General features: G+C 65.0%; 17 protein-coding genes and 1 pseudogene. 16 read left to right on the forward strand and 2 right to left on the reverse strand.

What is annotated here, in order from left to right; all coding sequences use genetic code 11:
• Positions 1 to 44: 44 nt before the first annotated feature.
• The 12 genes and pseudogenes from M6D93_RS03040 to M6D93_RS03085 all read left to right on the forward strand — a co-directional run bounded on the left by M6D93_RS03040 (position 45) and on the right by M6D93_RS03085 (position 13,228).
• Positions 45 to 1,196, forward strand: a complete 1,152-nt coding sequence (locus M6D93_RS03040) for an acyl-CoA dehydrogenase family protein (RefSeq protein WP_249772879.1) — start codon at positions 45 to 47, stop codon at positions 1,194 to 1,196.
• On the forward strand, positions 1,193 to 3,199 hold the full coding sequence (locus tag M6D93_RS03045) for an AMP-binding protein (RefSeq protein ID WP_249772880.1): 2,007 nt from the start codon (positions 1,193 to 1,195) through the stop codon (positions 3,197 to 3,199). The genes M6D93_RS03040 and M6D93_RS03045 overlap by 4 nt, the downstream gene beginning before the upstream one ends.
• Entirely contained in the window at positions 3,196 to 4,335 is a 1,140-nt protein-coding gene (locus tag M6D93_RS03050; RefSeq protein WP_249772881.1) for an acetyl-CoA acetyltransferase, read from the forward strand. The genes M6D93_RS03045 and M6D93_RS03050 overlap by 4 nt, the downstream gene beginning before the upstream one ends.
• Before the next feature lie 7 nt (positions 4,336 to 4,342).
• A pseudogene (locus tag M6D93_RS19485) lies at positions 4,343 to 4,453 on the forward strand (hypothetical protein); the annotation flags it as partial.
• A 36-nt stretch (positions 4,454 to 4,489) separates the two neighbouring features.
• On the forward strand, positions 4,490 to 4,780 hold the full coding sequence (locus M6D93_RS03055) for a Zn-ribbon domain-containing OB-fold protein (protein ID WP_249772882.1): 291 nt from the start codon (positions 4,490 to 4,492) through the stop codon (positions 4,778 to 4,780).
• 37 nt (positions 4,781 to 4,817) lie between these two features.
• Complete coding sequence (locus tag M6D93_RS03060) at positions 4,818 to 6,242, forward strand: MFS transporter (RefSeq protein WP_249772883.1); 1,425 nt, start codon at positions 4,818 to 4,820, stop codon at positions 6,240 to 6,242.
• 157 nt (positions 6,243 to 6,399) lie between these two features.
• Positions 6,400 to 7,152 (forward strand): SDR family NAD(P)-dependent oxidoreductase, encoded by a 753-nt coding sequence (locus M6D93_RS03065; protein ID WP_249772884.1) that lies wholly within the window; start codon positions 6,400 to 6,402, stop codon positions 7,150 to 7,152.
• A gap of 64 nt (positions 7,153 to 7,216) precedes the next feature.
• The gene (locus M6D93_RS03070; RefSeq protein ID WP_249772885.1) at positions 7,217 to 8,572 is read left to right on the forward strand and encodes a dihydroorotase; all 1,356 of its coding nucleotides are present in this window, start codon (positions 7,217 to 7,219) and stop codon (positions 8,570 to 8,572) included.
• A 141-nt stretch (positions 8,573 to 8,713) separates the two neighbouring features.
• Positions 8,714 to 8,929 (forward strand): hypothetical protein, encoded by a 216-nt coding sequence (locus M6D93_RS19690; RefSeq protein WP_488230383.1) that lies wholly within the window; start codon positions 8,714 to 8,716, stop codon positions 8,927 to 8,929.
• Between the two features lie 576 nt (positions 8,930 to 9,505).
• A complete protein-coding gene (locus M6D93_RS03075) occupies positions 9,506 to 10,966 on the forward strand; it encodes a benzaldehyde dehydrogenase (protein ID WP_249772886.1) in 1,461 nt (486 codons plus the stop codon).
• A gap of 106 nt (positions 10,967 to 11,072) precedes the next feature.
• Positions 11,073 to 11,435: a YciI family protein gene (locus tag M6D93_RS03080; protein WP_249772887.1), complete on the forward strand. Its 363-nt coding sequence runs from the start codon at positions 11,073 to 11,075 to the stop codon at positions 11,433 to 11,435.
• A gap of 164 nt (positions 11,436 to 11,599) precedes the next feature.
• Positions 11,600 to 13,228: a hypothetical protein gene (locus M6D93_RS03085; protein ID WP_249772888.1), complete on the forward strand. Its 1,629-nt coding sequence runs from the start codon at positions 11,600 to 11,602 to the stop codon at positions 13,226 to 13,228.
• Positions 13,229 to 13,261: 33 nt separating this feature from the next.
• On the opposite strand, the gene M6D93_RS03090 is transcribed toward M6D93_RS03085, so the two are convergent.
• Both M6D93_RS03090 and M6D93_RS03095 read right to left on the reverse strand, forming a co-directional pair.
• Positions 13,262 to 14,536 carry an ice-binding family protein gene (locus M6D93_RS03090; RefSeq protein ID WP_249772889.1) on the reverse strand — a complete coding sequence of 425 codons (1,275 nt, stop codon included), beginning with the start codon at positions 14,534 to 14,536 and terminating at the stop codon, positions 13,262 to 13,264.
• Between the two features lie 208 nt (positions 14,537 to 14,744).
• Positions 14,745 to 14,978 carry a hypothetical protein gene (locus M6D93_RS03095; RefSeq protein ID WP_249772890.1) on the reverse strand — a complete coding sequence of 78 codons (234 nt, stop codon included), beginning with the start codon at positions 14,976 to 14,978 and terminating at the stop codon, positions 14,745 to 14,747.
• A gap of 126 nt (positions 14,979 to 15,104) precedes the next feature.
• Here M6D93_RS03095 and M6D93_RS03100 point away from each other — a divergent pair, with 126 nt between their 5' ends.
• From M6D93_RS03100 to kdpB, 4 genes are all read left to right on the forward strand, one after another.
• Positions 15,105 to 15,986 carry an aldo/keto reductase gene (locus M6D93_RS03100; RefSeq protein WP_249772891.1) on the forward strand — a complete coding sequence of 294 codons (882 nt, stop codon included), beginning with the start codon at positions 15,105 to 15,107 and terminating at the stop codon, positions 15,984 to 15,986.
• Positions 15,987 to 16,295: 309 nt separating this feature from the next.
• Entirely contained in the window at positions 16,296 to 16,385 is a 90-nt protein-coding gene (kdpF, locus tag M6D93_RS03105) for a K(+)-transporting ATPase subunit F (protein ID WP_249772892.1), read from the forward strand.
• Positions 16,385 to 18,046 carry a potassium-transporting ATPase subunit KdpA gene (gene kdpA, locus M6D93_RS03110; RefSeq protein WP_249772893.1) on the forward strand — a complete coding sequence of 554 codons (1,662 nt, stop codon included), beginning with the start codon at positions 16,385 to 16,387 and terminating at the stop codon, positions 18,044 to 18,046. Before kdpF ends, kdpA begins: the two co-directional genes overlap by 1 nt.
• On the forward strand, positions 18,046 to 20,223 hold the full coding sequence (kdpB, locus tag M6D93_RS03115) for a potassium-transporting ATPase subunit KdpB (RefSeq protein ID WP_249772894.1): 2,178 nt from the start codon (positions 18,046 to 18,048) through the stop codon (positions 20,221 to 20,223). Before kdpA ends, kdpB begins: the two co-directional genes overlap by 1 nt.
• The last annotated feature ends 5 nt before the right edge of the window (positions 20,224 to 20,228 follow it).

The raw sequence follows: 20,228 nt of genomic DNA on the forward strand, positions 1-20,228 counted from the left end.
CGTGAGTCGAATCCTGGGGCGTCAATGGCAGAAGGGTTCAATCCGTGGATTTCACCGTATCGAACGAATGGCAAGTCCTGGTCGACACTCTTCGATCCTTCTGTGAGGACGAGGTCGATCCCTTGTGGCGGGAGATTGAGGAGTCGAACGCAATCCCCGAAGGACTTCTCGAAAAGGCTGGCCAACTCGGGCTGTTCGGCCTTTCCATTCCTGAGGAATATGGCGGCCTGGGCCTGCCCATGGTCGCGAAGGCTCTCGTCTATGAGCAGCTGGGGCGCACCCATGCTGGATTCACGTCGATCATCGGTACCCACTGCGGGATTGGCGTCTCAGTCATCGTCGCGGCCGGGTCGGAGGAGCAGAAGCAGCGATATCTGCCTTCGTTGGCCTCTGGCGAGGTTATCGGGGCCTTTGCGTTGACAGAGCCCGAGGCCGGCTCCGATGCCGGAAACCTCAGGCTACGAGCGATCCGCGACGGCGAGGGATGGCGTCTCACCGGCACCAAGCACTACATCACGAACTCGAAGATTGCCGGCCTCTTCACGGTCTTCGCGAGAACCGGTGAGAGCGGGGGCAAGGGCATTTCCGCGTTCGTCGTCGAGGCCGGCGCGCCGGGCTTCGAGGTGGGCAGAGCCCAAACGACGATGGGCCTCCGCGGTTCGCACGTGGCCGAACTTTCGTTCGACGGGTGCTGGGTACCGGATGACCAGATGATCGGAGCACCCGGCACCGGCTACCAGGCCGCCCTCAGCACATTGGCGCAAGGACGGGTCGGCATCGCCGCGCGTTGTGTGGGGGCGGCGAGCCGGGCGACCGAGCTTGCCCTGACCTTCGCGACCCAGCGGGAGCAGTTCGGCAGCAAGATCGCCGAGTTCCAGATGATACAAGCGTATCTGGCGGAGATGGCAGCTGAGACCGAAGCGGCGAGGCACCTGGCCTATTACGCGGCGTGGCTGCTGGATCAGGGGGGCTCGGCCAGGCGCGAGGCGGCGATGGCCAAACTCATCGCAACGGAGACCTACGGTCGAGTCGTCGACAAGGCGGTCCAGATTCACGGCGGCATGGGGTACTGCACGGAGACGGAGATCGAGCACTTCTATCGAGACGCCCGGATCACCCGCATCTATGAGGGCACCAGCGAGATCCAGAAGCTCGTCATAGCGAGAGACATGATCAGAAAGGTGCGGGGACGGTGACCAGCGACGCAGCGATCGCCGGACCTCAGGAACGTGGTTTCGAGCGGGCAGATGTGGTGTGGCGCCCGTCGGCCCAGGTCGCCGGGTCGAGCAGGCTCAGCGCGCTCATGCGTGCGCACGGCATCGAGACCTTTCAGGAGTTGCATCAGCGATCGGTCAGTGACCCGGATTGGTTCTGGGACGCGGCCGTCAAAGACTTGGGCGTGGATTTCTATCAGCCCTATGAGCGGGTCCAGAACACGTCTCGCGGCCTTGCCTGGACCACCTGGTGGGAAGGCGCCAAGCTCAACGTGGTGCACTCCTGCCTGGACCGGTACGCCGGTACGCCGACGGATCTGAAGACGGCGCTGATCTGGGAGGGCGAATCAGGCGAGGTGCGTACGCGTACCTATGCCGAGCTCCGGCAGAGCGTCGACGACCTGGCGGCCGGAATGCGGGTGCTCGGCGTCGCCGTCGGCGATCGCGTCGGTGTCTTCATGCCGATGATCCCGGAGGTCGCAGTCGCGGTACTTGCGTGCGCCAAGATCGGCGCCGTCCTGGTGCCCGTCTTCAGCGGTTATGGCGCGGACGCGCTCGCGGCGCGGTTGCGGGACTGCGGCGCGTCGATGCTGATCTGCGCCGACGGGTTCTCCCGACGCGGGTCGACCGTGAACATGAAGGCCGTCGCCGACGCTGCGGCCGACGAATGCCCCGCCTTGGCGGCGGTGGTGACCGTGCCGCACGCGGGCCTTGCGCCTGGTCCACAGTCTGATCGAGACCATCAATGGTCGCAGGTCCTGGCGAGTGGTCACGCCGCACCCACCGTGACCGAACAGCTCGACCCCGAGGCAACCCTGATGATCATCTACACCTCAGGGACGACCGGGCCGCCGAAGGGCGCGGTTCATACGCACGGAGGCTTTCCCGTAAAAGGACTTTCCGATATGGCGTATGCCTTCGACGTCGGAGCATCGGACACCGTCTTCTGGTTCACCGACATCGGCTGGATGATGGGCGCATGGTTGATCTACGGATCTCTCATGGCCGGATCAACCATGGTCATGTACGAAGGGACCCCGGACACACCTACGCCCGACCGGCTCTGGCAGCTCATCGAAGCCCACAAAGTGACTGTGTTCGGAGTGTCGCCCACCCTCATTCGCTCGCTGATGACCACCAACGCTGCCGGGCCCGCGGCCTATGACCTCTCGTCACTCCGCGTCGTTGGTGCGACGGGGGAGTTGTGGGACACCCAGTCCTGGATGTGGTGTTTCGACGAGGTGTGCGGCGGGCAGATTCCGCTGATCAACTACGCCGGCGGCACCGAGCTGTCCGGCGGGATCCTGTGCGGAAACGTCCTGACACCATTGCGGCCCAAATCTTTCTCGGCCCCTATGTTGGGCATGGCGGCCGATGTGGTCGATGAAGATGGCGTCCCGGTACGCAACGCTCTCGGCGAACTGGTTGTGCGGTCGGCAACGCCGGGGATGACCCGCGGATTCTGGCATGACGACGAGCGCTATCTCGACACGTACTGGTCTCGCTGGCCGGACGTGTGGGTTCATGGAGACTGGGGGTATATCGACGACACGGACGGTCTCTGGTACCTGTTGGGTCGCTCGGACGACACGATCAAGGTCGCCGGGAAGCGCTTGGGTCCAGCCGAGGTGGAGACCGTGCTGAACAGCCACCCGAATGTACTCATCTCGGCCGCCGTTGGCGTCTCGGATCCGGTGAAAGGGGAAAAGCTGATCTGCTTTGTCGTGGCTCGGGGCGCTCAGCCGCAAGACTTGTCACTGTTGCCGGCTGAACTCGCCGACATGGTGGGCAGTGCTCTCGGCCGGCCACTGCGGCCCGCAGAGGTCTTCTTGGTGCCGGACCTTCCCCGCACGCGGAACTCCAAGATCGTTCGGAAGGCAATTCGACTCGCCTACGGTGGCGTATCCAACCTGGACCAGTCAGCGATCGAAAATCCGGACTCGCTGCAGGCAATCCGAGAGTGCGCTCGAGGTCGTGCTTCGTGAAAGCCGCAATCGTGGGGATCGCGGAGCATGGGTTGGAAGGAGCCGGTACGCGTTCCGAACTTCAACTGCAGGCCGAGGCGGGGGCAATCGCACTCGAGGACGCCGGTCTGGTGGCAGCTGATGTGGACGCAATTTTCACGGCATCCAACGACATGAGCTGGATCCCATCGGTGCTGGTGGCCGAGTACCTCGGGATCGCAGCGAAGTACTCGGATTCCACCAATATCGGCGGATCATCGTTTGAGGCTCACATCGGGCACGCGACTGCGGCGATCGCAGCGGGCCTTTGTGAAATCGCGCTGATCACGTACGGAAGCAACCAGCGCAGCCGGCGGAGCCGGGCGCTGGGGGCAAGCGGCCCGGTGCGGCTAACCCAACAATTCGAGGCGCCGTACGGGCTGCCCCTGCCAATCGGAGCGTATGCGCTTGCCGCCAGGCGCCACATGCATCTGTACGGCACGACCCAGGAACAGCTGGCCCAGGTCGCGGTCTCAACGCGGGAGTGGGCCGCCCTCAACCCGTCGGCAAAGATGCAGGACCCTCTCTCTATCGAAGATGTGCTCGCGAGCCCGATGATCGTGGACCCGTTGCACCTCCTCGATTGCTGCCTCGTGACCGACGGTGCCGGCGCGGTCGTGGTGACGAAGGAGGGCGTTGCTCGCAACCTGCGAAGAGAACCCGTTTGGGTACTTGGCCATGGGACCGCCCACACCCACGCCACGATCAGCAACATGACTCACCTGACCCAGCCGTCGGCACGAGACAGCGGCGCCCGCGCTTTCGGGATGGCCGGTCTCAGACCCGACGAGATGGACGTGGTCGAGCTCTACGACTCCTTCACGATTACCCCCATCCTCACCCTTGAGATGCTCGGCTTCTGCTTGCCCGGGGAGGGCGGTCCCTTCATCGTCGACAGGGGAACAGGGCCGACCGGGACCTTTCCGATGAACACCAACGGCGGTGGTCTCTCGTTCGGTCACCCCGGCATGTTCGGCATCTTTCTGCTCATCGAGGCGGTTCGGCAGCTTCGCGGCGACGCGGGCAGGCGGCAGGTGACAGGAGCTCGCCATGCCGTAGCGCACGGCGTAGGTGGAGCCCTGAGCTCGTCGGCCACCGTCATACTAGGGCGAGGGTGAGGTCGCAATGGTCGACGAAACAAGGCCGTGGCCGCTTCCTGACGCTGACTCCGCGCCATTCTGGCAAGCGGCAAACCGAGGTGAGCTCCGGCTGCCTCGGTGTAGCCGGTGCGAGCGGTTCATCTTCTACCCGCGATCGGTGTGCCCGCACTGCATGTCTCGCGCGCTGAAGTGGGAAGCCCTTTCCGGCGATGCCCACGTGTACTCCTACGCGATAGTGCACAAGTCGCCGCCGGGGTTCTCCAGTGAAGTCCCCTACGTCGTCGGGCTCGTCGACCTGGTCGAGGGGGTCAGAATGATGACGCGTCTTGTCGACTGTCCGGTCGAGGAGATCCGCATCGACATGGCGGTCAGCGTCACCTACCGCGATTTCGGCCACGAGTGGTTGATGCCGTGCTTCGCTCCGCAGCACGGGGTCACCGGCGCCGGCCAGCGCGCTCGATGAGCGGTCGCGGCGGGTGGCGGTCAAGCCTTGCGGAGACGTGGCAGTCTCCAGAACCCGACGGCCGACCTTGACGGTCAGCCGCAACGCGAAGGTCGGTGTTCCGACCAGTCTCGCGTTGCTCGTTGCCGGAACGTTCTTCATGGAGAATTTTGACGGGACTGTCCTGGCAACGGCGGCCCCACGAATCGCTCGATCATTCGGAGTGCAATCGGCGCAGATCGGCGTCGCCATCACCGCCTACTTGCTGGCCGTGGCTGTGCTCATCCCGCTGAGTGGGTGGGCGACGGATCGCGTGGGTGCTCGTCGAACCTACGTCAGCGCGATAGTGGTGTTCTCCGTGGCTTCGGCGTTGTGCGCGGCGAGCGTCAGCCTGACGGAGCTCGTCGTCATGCGCATCGCTCAGGGCGTCGGTGGCGCGATGATGGTTCCCGTCGGCAGACTTGTCGTCTTGCGAGCTATCGACAAGCGCGAAATGATCCGGACGATTGCGTACCTCACCTGGCCAGCGCTGGTAGCGCCGATCGTGGCTCCGGCGGTGGGAGGATTGCTCAGTACCTACGCCTCGTGGCGCTGGATTTTTCTCATCAACCTTCCCCTTGGTCTTCTCGCTTCGGCCTTGGCGCTGCGCCTGATCAAGCCTGCGCCCCCGACGCCGAGACCTCGATTGGACGCGCGGGGCTTCATCGGATCGGCGGTATCGCTGTGCGCAGTCGTATATCTGGTAACGCTTCTGGGCGCTGCCCATCCGCAGTGGTTCCCGATTGTCGGGCTTGCGTGTGGCGCTTTCGTAGTAGGCAGAGCAACCGTTGCGCACCTCCGATCGACACCCGATCCACTGCTCGCGCTGAGCATGCTCCACACGCGGACCTTCCGGACGGCCCACGCGGGTGGCTCGGTGTTCCGTGCCGTCGTCAACGGCGTTCCCTTCCTGCTGGCCTTGTTGTTCCAGGATCAGTTCGGGTGGAGTGCCGCCAAGGCCGGCGGGGTCGTGCTCGTCATGTTTGTCGGCAACCTGGCGATCAAGCCACTGACGACACCGTTGTTGTACAGACTTGGATTCCGCGTGGTCCTGGTCTTCACCACGCTTGCGGCCGGCACGTGCGTTGCGATGTGCGCCGCTCTCAGGGCGACTACCCCGCTTGCGGTCACGATCGTCGTCGTGCTGCTGGTGGGGGTATTTCGCTCGATCGGATTCACTGCGTACAACTCCATCGCTTTCGCAGACGTCGACTACGGCGCTATGACCCACGCGAATACCCTTGCCGCGACGATTCAACAGTTCGCCCAAGGCCTAGGCGTGGCTCTTGCTGTCCTCGCTCTGCGCTCGGGACAGGCACTCTTCGATGGAAGCGTTCCATACCGATTCGCCTTCCTTGTTCTGGCCATCCTGGTGACGCTGCCGCTCGTGGAGGCGGTACGCCTGTCGCCGTTCGCGGGCGACGGCCTGCGGTCACGTCAATGACCAGCCCGCGTTCAGCCTCAACACGGGGCAGCGTCCTCGGCGCCACGGCAACAGACGGGCGCACCACGACTTACCGAACGGAGATGATCAGTCAATGACGCACGAGCCAGCAAGTGGTGATCGGCCAGTCAGCAGGGCACCGTCGAATCGAGTTGTCGTGATCAGCGGCGGAGGAGGCGGCATCGGACGAGCATGTTCGCTCCTGTACGCGAAGGAAGGGGCGACGGTCGCCGTTCTCGACATCAGCGCCGACGCCACCGCCGCGGTTGCCGCCGAGGTCGATCAAGCTGGAGGCCGTGGGCATGCATTCCCCGTCGATGTGTCGGACGAGGCGGAGGTACAGCGGGTCGCCGACACCCTGCGGGAACGGTACGGCGCTGCAGACGTGATGATCCATGCTGCGATCCAGCGCATGCCGGGCCATCTGGACGAGTTGCCGGCAGCGAGCTTTGATCGGTTGATCGCGGTTGGCCTGCGCGGGGGGTTCCTTCTGGGACGCACGTTCGGACGAGACATGATTGCGGCCGGCTCCGGGGTCCTCGTCTTCATCGGCTCGAACGCCGCCTACAGCCCGTATCCCTACACGGGCGCGTACAGCGCTTGCAAGGCAGCATTGTTGATGCTCGCGAAGAGTTTTGCCCTCGAGTGGGCCTCATCTGGCGTTCGGTCGGTGTCAGTGAGCCCGGGGATGGTACGGACGCCGATGACAGAGGAGCTCTACAGCCGGCCCGAGATCTTGGCGGGGCGCAGCGCAGCCGTGCCTCTGGGTCGGATCGCGACCGCTGAGGAGATTGCTCATGCCGTGCACTTTGTGGCGTCGAACGATGCGTCCTACATGACCGGCAGCGATCTGCTCGTCGATGGTGGGTTCGTCATGAGCAAGTTCATGCATGTGCCGGGGAGGGCGTGAATGCAGGTGTCGCAGTCGGCAGACCGCGCGCTTGGCAAACCTCGGGAAGGGAATGGGAGCTGGCATGGATGAGCTAGGCGTCGCGGTGAACGGCGCGGTGGTGGTGAACAGGGGTGGCCGCGCACGGCTGAACATCGGCGTGTCAGGAGGTCGTATCGCCTGCTTGAGCAACGAAACGCTCAAAGCCGCGCGGACCATCGATGGAGCCGGCCTGCTGGCCCTACCGGGGATGGTGGACACCCACGTGCATCTTATGGACCCGGGTGCCACCGAACGTGAGGACTTTCCCGCCGGCACGTCGGCAGCCGCATCGCGCGGGGTCACCACGATCATCGAGCACACGCACGCGCGCCCGATTCGGCAGGTTGCGGATCTGCGCGAAAAGCTGGCCTATCTGGAGAACCGATCTTTCGTGGACTACGGGCTTGCCGCTCACACCTGGCCGGACCAGCTCCACGAGATCCCGGCCCTGTGGTCGGCCGGCGTGGCGTTCTTCAAGATCTTCACGTGCACGACTCACGGCGTCCCCGGACTCGACAACTCCGCGCTGCACAGAGCGTTCACCGAGATCGCGGCGGTCGACGCCCGCTGTCTGGTTCATTGTGAAGACGAATCGATGACCGCTCACGCGGAAGAGGAGTTACGGGCGACGGGTCGGTCGGATGGCGCGGTCATCTGCGAGTGGCGCTCTCGTGAGGCTGAACTTGTCGCGGTCAACGCGGTTTGCATGCTCGCCCGACTAACCGGAGTCACAGCGACGATCGCGCACGTCAGCAGTCCGGCGGTTGCTCAGGTGATCGCCCACGCTCGCGGTCTTGGTGCGAACATATTTGCGGAGGCGTGCCCACAGTATTTTCTCCTGCGGGAAGAGGAGATCCTGACCCACGGCGCACTTCGAAAATTCACCCCACCCGCCCGTACTCGGAGTCTTGCCGACGAAGCGGACATGTGGCGGCTGCTGAGGGACGAGACCCTGTCGCATGTGTCCAGTGATCATGCTCCCTCGACGGCTGCCCAGAAGGCAGCGGGCACAATCTGGGACGCACCGTTCGGACTCCCGGGTCTCGATACGACTTTGCCAGTGCTGTTGGACTCTGCACTCACTGGACGCATCTCGGTCGAAGACCTCGTCCGTAGTTACTCCTACACGCCGGCGGCCCGATACGGCCTGCGTGGAAAGGGTCGCCTAGCGGTGGGCGCGGACGCCGATGTCGTCTTGGTCGATCCAGCGGCTCGATGGACTCTGGCCAATGAGGATCTTCGTTCGAAGGCTGGGTGGAGCCCCTACGCAGGAAGGGAGTTCCGCGGAGAGGTCAAGTCAGTGCTTCTTCGTGGAATCGAGATCATGAGCGAGGGTGGACCCGTCGGACCCAAAGCTGGACGCTTCATTCCGGGCGCTGGCGCCCGTAGCCGCGATTGAGCGCCGGGGGGCGGAGCTACCAGTTTCCGGCGACGATCCAGGAGCGGAGAGAAGTTGATACCGACGCAGGATGCGCGCGGTGGGGCCGCCGACCCACCCGCGGCTAGAACCTCAGTTCACCGCCAGGTCATCAAGATCTGGTTGGCGGTCTATCCACTCATAACGATATTTCAGTTTGTGATCGGCCCGCACATATCGTCGTGGCCGTTACCGGTCAAGACTCTCCTACTGACGGTCGCCACCGTCCCCACCGTCCTCTACCTGGTGCTCCCGCTCGCCGGCCAGTTGGCACGGCGGTTTACGCGCCGACCGCTATCGCTTGCGCGACCGTGGGCCGGCGATGGCCACGAGAGCTGACGCGTGTGGACCAAGGGCCGTCGAGTGCCGGCGGAACGACGGAGGCATCGTCGGTGGCGGCGGGAAAGTCGCGGGTCTCGGGCATTGCCACAGCGCGACGTGCGAGTCAGACTGGGGCTCCTTTTCGCAGGCCCGCCCCGAAGGCCGGACCTACGTAGAACGAGTCGTTGCGGTAGGCCTTCATGGAGCGTTCAGACAGACGACCGATTCGTCCCGCGGTCGTGGGAGGTGGCGCCATGGAACCAGATCTTGATGGTCCCGAAGCTTGGTGCCTTGATCCTTACGACTCGATCAGCGTCTGCCGCGTCGCACGAATCGTGCGGCGCAACGACAATCGCCGACCCGATTGCCTCGACACTCGTGTAGCTTCGACCCTGCTCGGCGACGCGTCGGTCGTGGCGCGGTGGCGTTTACTGTTGAGCCGCCTCCACCTGATTTCTCGACGAGGCACTACTCGGTAGTTTCGCTCGGCTGAGTGCTCGGTTGCTTGCCGATGCCCAGCGTTGTCTGCGGCATCGTCTCGCCTCGCACCTGGCCACCTCGACCGCGATCGCGGCCTCCGGAAGGACGATGTTCATGGCTCTACTCGACGATGGCGCATGGCAGGGCAAGGTGTGGACCGGCACCTGGACGACCGGCGACGGCGGCGTCTATGACGCTGTGGAACCGGCCACCGGCGGCGTGATCGGTTCGGTAGGCATGGCGACGGCCAAGGACGTTCATGAGGCAGCCGAGCGGGCGGTGAGCGCGCAGCGGGACTGGGCGGCGGCGCCGTTCGAGGAGCGAGCCCGGGTGCTGCGCCGCGCCGGTGAGATCCTCGAAGCCAACGCCGAGGAGATCCGGGGATGGCTGGCCCGCGAATCTGGTGCGATCCAGCCTTTCGGCGACTTCCAGGTCCACACCTCGGCGGCCGAATGCTACGAGGCGTCTGCGCTGCCCTCGCATCCCTACGGCGAGCTGCTGCGCAGCGGCGCGCCTCGGCTGTCCTTCGCTCGTCGAGTGCCCGCCGGGGTGGTCGGCGTCATCGCGCCGTTCAACGTGCCGACCATTCTGGCGATCCGGGCGATTGCACCGGCGCTTGCCTTGGGCAACGCTGTCATCCTCAAACCCGACCCGCGAACGGCGATCTCTGGCGGCGCCTTGTTCGCTCGAGTGTTCGCCGAGGCCGGACTCCCGGCCGGCGTCCTACACGTTCTTCCGGGAGGTGCGGCTGTCGGCGAGGCCCTCGTGATCGAGCCCGCCGTTCGGGTGATCGCCTTCACCGGTTCCACAAAGGCGGGTCGCGCTGTCGGTGCCCTCGCCGGGCAACACCTCAAACGCGCCCATCTGGAACTTGGTGGGAACTCCGCGCTCATCGTCATGCCCGATGTCGACGTGACCGCGGCCGCCTCCGTCGGGGCGTGGGGGACCTTTGCCCACCAGGGCCAGATCTGCATGGCCACCTCTCGGCATCTCGTCCACGTCGACATCGCGGAGGAATACACCCAGATCCTGACGGAGAAGGTCGCGAACCTCCCGGTGGGCGACCCCTTCCGCGAACAGGTCGCGATGGGACCGCTCATCGATGCGCGGCAGCGTGACCGGGTGCACGGACTCGTGACCGCCTCGGCGCAACGAGGTGCGACTGTTCGCACCGGCGGCACCTACGAGGGCTTGTTCTACCGGCCCACGGTGCTCGGCAACGTACCGGTCGACGTTCCCGCCTATACCGAGGAGATCTTCGGTCCGGTCGCCCCGGTCACGCCGTTTTCCTCGACAGAGGAACTCCTCAGCATGGCCGCTGGCACCGAATACGGTCTTTCCCTGGGCATCCTGACCAGGGACGTGTACGCGGGCCTGGAACTGGCCGAGCGCATCCCCTCCGGTCTCGTCCACATCAACGACCAGACCGTCAACGATGAAGCCGTCGCGCCCTTCGGTGGCGTCGGCGCCTCCGGCACCGGTTCTCGTCACGGCGGCCCGCAGGCCAACATCGAAGCCTTCACCGAGACTCAGTGGGTCACCCTTCGCGGGAGCCTGCCCACGTATCCATTCTGATCGCCGGCGAGGCCGATCTTCGGACAGGTTGTCGTATCGGCGAGATGCCGTTCGTAGTGGAGTTGAAGGCAGTCATCAGGACGGCCCGGAATCGAGGAGAATTGAGATGGCGCACTACCTGCTGAGCGTGCACGGACCGGCCGAGATGGGCGAGTTCGGCAACTACGGTTCGAAGGAGGAGATGGAGGCGGCCTTCGCCGCGACAGGTGCCTTCAACGACAAGCTTCACGCCGATGGTTACTGGGTGTTCGCGGGCGGACTGCAGTCGGCTTCGACCGCGACCGTCGTCGACGGTCAGGGCGACGAGCCGGTGCTGAGCGATGGGCCCTACCTGGAGACCAAGGAGGTCATCGGGGGCTTCTGGGTGATCGACGCGCCCGACCTCGACGTCGCGATCAGGCTTGCGGCAGAGGGCTCGAAGGCGTGCGGAGGAAAGGTCGAGGTCCGTCCGTTCCAGGGTCTGGCCTGAACCGACCCTCGCGAGAAGAACTGCACAGAGCAGGGAGCGGCGGCCGCCCGTCAGTTATCGATTCGTGACTGGACAAAGCTTGGGCGGTGGGTCTAGGACGGACCTTGGCCGAGGTGGGGTGCGTTATGCGAAGTGGCGCGGCGGGACGTCGGAGTGCGGTGGCGGTGGGGGCAGTCGCCCTACTCGTTTCGGCGATGGGGGTCCCCGCCGCGTCTGGCCAACAGGCTGGTCCCTCCTCTGCCGGGGTCGCCGCGGTGCGGCCGGCGGCGCGCGGGGAGCTGGATTGCAACAATCTGAGCCCGGTCCAGCGTTCGGTTCGGCCCACGCTGATCTGCGCCGACGTGCGAGGGATCGGCGCGGACAAGTTCGAGGAGAACGGTCGTTATGTCGGACACGACGAACCGACCATCAATTTCTATTCGCACAAGCGAGGTTCCGGCAACACGGTGACGTGGGTCGAGAAGCTGCCGGTGGAGCCGAAGCATCTGCCGACCGTGCACTCTCCTGGCCACGACATCACTCACAGCTTCGAGCTTGCGGCGACGAACTGGTTCAGCATGGCCTATTGCGACAACCAGTCCTACCCGCAGCTGCCCTGTACACCCGAGAGTGATCGAAACGCGCCACATGGAGCGTTCCCGGGCGGCGGCAGTGGCCTTCTGGAACTTCAGTTCTACCCGCCCGGGTTCGCCCCGATCATGGACGCGCAGAGTTGCGACAACACGCACTGGTGCGCGGCCATGACGCTGGACAGCTTGGAGTTCACGGCTGGATTCCAAGTGGGCAACCCGAATTGCACCGAGCCGGTGAACTTCGCCTTCGTCCAACGCGATGGGATACCGACCGGTCCGCCGAGCCCGCAATTGGCCGACGTCAGCACGTTCACCCCTACCGCGAAAACCTTGCTCATGCGATCAGGGGACACGCTGCGGGTATCCATTCACGACGTCGCTGTCGGCCCAGGGCAACTGGCCATGCGGGCTCGGGTAGATGACCTGACGACCCATCAGAGCGGCTTCATGACGTCCTCGGCTCGGAACGGCTTCATGCACACCAGCATCGTCGACTGCTCGGGGACGCCCTACAACTTCGCCGGCGAGTACGACACGGCCGGTACCGCGAACATCCTGCCCTGGGGAATCGGGAACACGAACATCGCCAGTGACGTCGAGACCGGACACTTCATCCCGTGCACCGGACTCACCAACCCCGGGACCTTCACGTTCGGCGCGTTCACCGACACGTTCTTCAACAACTGCAGCGGACCGTACGAGTCCAGCGCGCCCGCGGACGACCCGGCGGCCAATGATGATCCGCCCTGCTATCCCAAGGGCGACACGCACGGCGGTTTGGCCGCTCCCGATGAGGTCACCGGCTGCGAGCCCGTGACCGGCCCGTTCCCGAACAACGCCGACCTGGACTTCGACGGAACGCCGTACTGGCCGGATTGGCCGATCAGTACGAGGCCGACGCGGTTCCCGTCAACCTTCCTCCAGCATCAGCCAACGACCTCCGGAGCGCGGTACTCCCAGGTCGAGATCCAGACCGACCTGCCGGCCTTCGAACCGTCCTGCCAGGCCGATGGCACCGGTTGCGCGATCCCGGCGCCCGGGGCCCCCGGACACTTCTACCCGTGGTGGACGCTGGCCCGCGTGGGTGGAGCGTGCGCGTGGGAGTTTGGGCAGATGCACAACGGGCTCAGCTTCGGCCAGGACGCCCAGTACAACCACCCCAACCCGCAGTCGCCGTTCGAGTGGACCAGTGGGGTCATCGCCAATCCCCGGTGCGCCTGAACCTGCACCGCACGCGTCCCCGGCCGGGCGTTCTCAATGGCGTCGGTCGGTTGTGGACCGGGTCCGCGCGGCGAGCAGGAGAAGGAGCCCGAGCAGAAGGGCTGCACCACCGATAGCTGTCAGTAGGGCGACCGAGCTTGGGCCGGTCTTGGGCAACACCGGCATCGGGTGGGACGTGGCCGGGTGTACAGACCTTGTCGCCGTCGCGTGAGCGCTCGTGGTGAATGGGGCGGCCGTACGTCGCGGCGTTGTTGCGGCGGCCGTGACAACGAAGGCCCTCGGCGCGGAGGTCGAGGGTGCGGAGTTCGGGCTGCCGCCGTAGACGGCAACCACCGTGCCGCCAGGCAAGGTCGTGCCGGCAGGAACAATGATCGTGGCGTGGCCGGTGGTGTCGACCGGTGCGCTACCGATCGCCACGCCATTGTCGTAGAAGCTCACCGTGCCCACCACCGGTCCGCCCGTGCTGATCACGTGGGCCCCGATGCTGACCGGGGTGCCCGCCTTGGCTGATGAAGGCACAGTCACGCTCGTGGTGGTGGAAGCTGCTCCCGCCGGCGGCGTGTCTGAGCAGTCTGGTGCGGTGAACACGTCGTTGTCCAAGGTGACCGAACCGGTCCCGGCGAGAGCACGGCCCTTCACATGCGTACTCGTCGTCACGGTCACGGATGTGGCGGCAAGGAGTGTGCCCTGAAACGTCGAGGCGGTGCCCAGGGTGGCCGAGCGTCCGACCTGCCAGTAGATGTGGCAAGCCTGGGCTCCGTTGATTGCAACGACATGGCTTGCGGTGGCGGTGATGAGCGTGGAGGCCACCTGAACGATGAACACCGAACTCGGATCACCGCGGCCGTCGAAGGTAACGGTGCCACTCAGGGCGAGAGGCCCGCTGGAGGTATAGACCCCGTCGTTCAAAGTCCTTCCGACCAGGTCACCCGCAACCGCCTGGGTACTCGCCCGTCCGGCCGCGTCGCGGTACGCATTGCTCACGTCGGACTGCGCCAGTCCGGCGACGGCGTCCGCGGAATGCCGAGCCCCGCCGGCGATTCCTGGTGGAAAGCCGGTGATGGCGGTGCCTGGGCTCACGCCGAGGTCGCCCGACAGCGTCGACGGCCCCGTGTTGGTGACGGTCTGACCAGCCAGTACCGAATACGACGCGGCGGTGCCGAGATCGATCGAGGGAGTCGCGGGCGAGGCGCCGGCCGGTGCCGCAGTACCGACCATCACGGCAAGTACCGGCGCCCCGGCCAGGGCGACCAGAAACCGACCGAGTCGGCGACCAGTACGGGATGGATGCGAGTATGAGGAGAACATAGAGCCGCCTTCGAGGCGGGACAGTCAACTTGCGAAGCCGAGAGATTACCGCCGTAGGTCAATCCGAATGGGAGACCGCTACGGTGCCCGCGAACCTAGCGCGACTGTGTCACCGTGTAATCAGCAGATGACTCACAGTAGCATAAATCCTAAACATTTTACTTACACGGCTCCGTCCGGCCGCGGCTGTTCTGGACCGAAAGGTGAGTTATCCCGGCGGCTCGTTCTCGGCGTTGGCCTCCGCGTGCTCGTCACCGGCGGGGTGATCGGTTTCCCTTGGATCCGGAATGGCCTGCCCCGTCTGCCCAGTCTGGCCGGTGTGCTCAGCCTGCTCGGGAGCAGAGGAAGCCGGGGCGTTCGTGGTGTCCGAGCTGTCTGAGCTGTCCGAGGCATCGTCGTTGCGGCCGGACATCAGCGGCTTGTTGTTCGGGTCTGTACTCATACCTCAGTGTGCACCGCTCCGGACGCACTCGGTTCAGCGTCGACCGCGCGAGGGGGCCGAGCGCCGTATCCACGGAGGTAACGCCAGACCCTCCCTGCCACAGTCGCCGCGTCTTAGCGTGTGGATATGGACACCCTGACCCTGAACAACGACGTCACCATGCCCGCCCTCGGACTGGGGGTCTTTCAGACGCCACCGGACGAGACACGCGCAGCGGTGCAGGCCGCGCTGGAAACCGGCTACCGCCATGTCGACACCGCCGCGGCCTACGGCAACGAGCGTGAGGTCGGCGAGGCCATCCGGTCGTCCGCCCTCGACCGATCGGACGTATTCGTCGAGACGAAGATCTGGATCAGCGACTACGGCTACGAGCAGACCCTTCACGGTTTCGAGAAGAGCGCAGCCAAGCTCGGGGTGGATCACATCGATCTGCTGATCCTGCACCAGGCTCTGCCCACGGATTTCGACAAGACCCTCGAGGCCTACCGGGCGTTGGAGACGCTGCTCGCCGACGGCCGGGTGCGCGCCATCGGTGTCAGCAACTTCATGGTCGAGCACCTGACCAGACTGCTCGACCACGCGACGGTGGTTCCCGCGGTCAACCAGATCGAGGTCCACCCGTACTTCCAGCAGCGCGAGGTGCAGGCGTTCGGAGCCGAGCATGATGTCCTGACCCAGGCGTGGTCGCCCATCGGCGGAATCACGTTCTACCGCGAGAGCGGGCACACCAGCACGCTCGAGGATCCGGTTGTAGTCGCAATCGCGCGGGCGCACACCAAGAGCCCGGCCCAGGTCATGCTGCGCTGGCACTTGCAGCAGGGCCGGTCGGTCATCCCGAAGTCGACCAAGCCGCAGCGCATCGCCGAGAACTTCGAGGTCTTCGATTTCGAGCTGGCTTCTGACGAACTCGCCGCCATCGACGCACTCGACAGTGGCAAGCGTGGTGGGCCAGAGCCTGAGGCCATCACTCTGGAAACGTTCGGCCGGCCCATCCCCGAGGCTGATTGATCCTTCTTGCCCACTCGGCGAGCAGGGCCGCCGACCCCGACGGTGAGACCGTGATCGCCATGCCGAGAGTGGCACGTGTGGATTGCCCATGGTCGGCGTGATCGAACCGTGAGGACGTCCGGCCCCACGCGTCCTCCTCACGCGCCCGGGCTTTGAATTCTGGAGCCCGGTAGAGCACTGCCGGGCCGGCTCGGAACTCCGTTCGAAGTTCCAGTTTCGTGGAGTCACCGTGCACGACGTTGTGTTCCTCCTGCTCACCGCCGCCGTCTTCCTCCTGCTGGCTTTCATCGCGCGTGGGGCGGAACGATTGTGAGTGCCGACAATGTGCTTGGCCTGGTGGCGTCGGTGTTGATGGTCGGCTATCTCGTGTTCGCCCTGCTGTTTCCGGAGCGCTTCTGATGAGCACCGGTTCGGCGGGCCTCCTCTTCGTGGTTACGCTGGTCGCCGCGCTGGCGCTCGTGCACAGGCCGCTCGGTGACTACATGGCGCGAGTGTTGACGGGCAACCGTCATCTGGCAGCCGAGCGGGCGGTGTACCGGGCCGGCGGAGTGGACGCCGACGCGGATCAGACGTGGGGGCGGTACCTACGCTCGGTACTGGCCTTCAGTGGTGTATCCGTTGCCTTCCTCTATGCATTCCTCCGCGTACAGCACCATCTTTGGCCGCCGTACCAGATGCGGCCGATGAGTCCCGATCAGTCCTGGAACACCGCGGCGAGCTTTGTCACCAACACCGACTGGCAGAGCTACTCCGGGGAGAACGCGCTGGGATACGTCGTGCAGATGGCAGGCCTGGCCGTGCAGAATTTCCTGTCCGCCGCGGTCGGCATTGCGGTGGCGGTTGCGCTGGTGCGTGGCCTGGTCCGCAGCAGGACCGACCGTGTCGGAAACTTCTGGGTCGACCTGACCCGGATCTGCCTGCGCATCCTGCTGCCGATCTCGATCGTGTTCGCAATCGTGTTCGTCGGCGCCGGGGTGGTGCAGAACTTCCATGCGTACTCCGAGATTCACACTCTGGCGGGCGGCACCCAACCACTGCCTGGCGGCCCGGTCGCCAGCCAGGAGATCATCAAGGAACTCGGTACGAACGGCGGCGGGTTCTATAACGCCAACAGCGCACACCCGTTCGAGAATCCGACCAGCTGGACGAACTGGCTGCAGATCTTTCTGCTGCTGTGTATAGCGTTCTCGCTACCGCGGACCTTCGGTCGGATCGTCGGCGACAAGCGGCAGGGCCACGCGGTGGTAGCGGTGATGGCGCTGCTGGCGGTGCTCAGCCTGGGGTTGAATCTTGCTGCCCAGACGACGCACCACGGCACGGTCCCAACGGCCGTGGGCGCGGCGACCGAGGGCACCGAGACCAGGTTCGGAGTGCCGGACTCGGCGGCGTTCGCGACGGGAACGACGCTGACATCGACCGGAGCCGTAGACAGCTTCCACGACAGCTACACAAGTCTGGCCGGAGGGACGCTGCTGTTGAACATGATGCTGGGCGAGATCGCTCCCGGAGGTACGGGGTCGGGGCTCTATGGAATCCTCGTCCTCGCGATGCTGTCCGTGTTCATCGCCGGTCTGATGGTGGGACGAACACCTGAATATCTGGGAAAGAAACTCGGTGCACGCGAGATGAAGTTCGCCTCGCTCTACATTGTGACCACGCCCTTGGTGGCCCTCGTCGGGACAGCTATCGCGACGGCGTTGCCCGGCCAGCGGGCAGCCATGCTGAACACCGGCCCCCATGGCCTTTCGGAGGTGCTGTACGCATTCACCTCGGCCGCAAACAACAACGGCAGCGCGTTTGCCGGCATCTCGGTGAACACCGTTTGGTACAACACGGCTCTTGGGCTCGCGATGCTGTTAGGACGCTTCCTGCCCATCGTGTTCGTCCTGGGCCTGGCGGGCTCGCTCGCGCGGCAAAAACCCATTCCGGCCTCGGAGGGCACGCTGCCCACCCACCGGCCGCTGTTCGTCGGCCTGCTCACTGGCGTCACGGTGATCGTCGTCGCCCTGACCTACTTCCCAGCGCTGGCGCTCGGACCGCTTGCAGAAGGACTGCACTGATGGCACCCACACAAGTCCTGACTCCAAACCCTCCGGCCCGATCCGGGTCGGACCTGGACCGTAGCCCGCACCGGGTGCAAGCGGGACGGCTCGACCCGTCGATGGTGTGGGCCTCGCTACCTGCTGCGCTGGCTAAACTCAGCCCGCGCACGCTGTGCAAGAACCCGGTCATGTTCATCGTCGAGATCGGTGCGGTCTTCACCACCGTCGAGGCAATAGCTAATCCGTCGGTGTTCGCGTGGCTGATCGTGATGTGGTTGTGGCTCACGGTGCTTTTCGCGAACCTCGCCGAGGCGGTCGCCGAGGGGCGCGGAAAGGCCCAGGCGGACGCCCTTCGCCGGACCAAGACCGACACCGTGGCCCGACGGCTTGTGGACTCCGCGTTATTCACCGGACCCGACGAACTGGTGCCGGCGCCACAACTACGTCGCGGTGATCTGGTCGTGTGCCAGGCCGGCGATCTGATTCCTGCAGACGGCGACGTCGTCGACGGGGTGGCCAGCGTCGATGAGAGTGCGATCACCGGCGAGAGCGCCCCCGTGATCAGGGAAAGTGGTGGTGACCGTAGTTCGGTGACGGGCGGCACGCAGGTCCTCAGTGACCGCATCGTCGTCAAGATCACTCAGCGACCAGGCGAGAGTTTCATCGATCGAATGATCGCACTCGTTGAAGGCGCGAGTCGGCAGAAGACCCCGAACGAGATCGCCCTCAACATCTTGCTCGCCTCTCTCACCATCATCTTCATCCTGGCGACCGTGACCCTGCAACCGTTGGCGATCTTCTCCACGGACGTCCAGCCCGCTATCCCCGCTAGCGCAGCCCTGAATCACGACGGGATCACCGGCATCGTCCTGGTGTCGTTGCTCGTTTGCCTTATACCGACGACGATCGGAGCTTTGCTCTCAGCCATCGGTATCGCCGGCATGGACCGGTTGGTCCAGCGGAACGTCCTGGCCATGAGCGGCCGAGCAGTCGAGGCCGCTGGTGATGTCGATACTCTGCTGCTGGATAAGACCGGCACCATCACACTGGGCAACCGGCAGGCGACGGAATTCCTACCCGTCGGCGATGTCCCGCCTCGCGAACTAGCCGACGCCGCTCAACTGTCCTCGCTCGCCGATGAAACACCTGAAGGACGCTCGGTGGTCGCGCTGGCCATGTCCGGGTACGGGTTACTCAAGCGTGCGGTCGGCGACGTTGAGCACGCCAGCTTTGTAGCGTTCAGCGCGCAAACCCGAATGAGCGGGGTGGACCTCGCCGAGGTCGAGGGCACGCCGGGCCGGATCGTCCGCAAGGGGGCGGCCACAGCCATCGCCAAATGGGTGCGGGACAACGAGGGACACGTGCCGCAGCACCTGGCCGAGCTCGTGGACGGCATCAGTGCCTCCGGCGGAACCCCGCTCGTGGTGGCCGAACGAGTCGGCGCCGGCGGCGCACGGGTGCTGGGCGTGATCCACCTCAAGGACATCGTCAAGCAGGGAATGTCGGAGCGGTTCGACGAGCTGCGCAGGATGGGAATCCGCACGGTGATGATCACCGGCGACAACCCGATGACCGCGCGGGCAATCGCCCAGGAAGCGGGTGTGGACGATTTCCTGGCCGAGGCCAAGCCCGAGGACAAGATGGCCCTGATCAAACGGGAGCAGGAAGGCGGCAAGCTCGTCGCCATGACAGGCGATGGCACCAACGACGCTCCGGCGCTGGCCCAGGCCGATGTCGGGGTGGCGATGAACACAGGTACGTCGGCGGCGAAAGAGGCCGGAAACATGGTCGATCTCGATTCCGATCCCACCAAGCTCATCGAGATCGTCGAGATCGGGAAGCAGCTGTTGATCACTCGTGGCTCCCTGACGACCTTCTCGATCGCCAACGATGTAGCGAAGTACTTTGCCATCATTCCGGCGTTGTTCGCCGCGCTCTACCCAGGGCTGGACACGCTGAACATCATGCGACTGCACTCGCCGCAGTCAGCGATCCTGTCAGCGGTGATCTTCAACGCAATCATCATCGTCGCCCTGATCCCGTTGGCCCTGCGCGGGGTGCGGTACAAGCCCGGTTCAGCGAGCCAGATGTTGCGCCGGAATCTCTATGTGTACGGCCTGGGCGGCATCATCTCTCCGTTCGTCGGAATCAAGGCGATCGACTTGCTCATTCAGTACCTTCCAGGGATTCGGTGACCTTG

Origin of the sequence: Jatrophihabitans telluris (genome assembly GCF_023516435.1) — a bacterium.
Taxonomy (GTDB): Bacteria; Actinomycetota; Actinomycetes; order Mycobacteriales; family Jatrophihabitantaceae; genus Jatrophihabitans_A; species Jatrophihabitans_A telluris.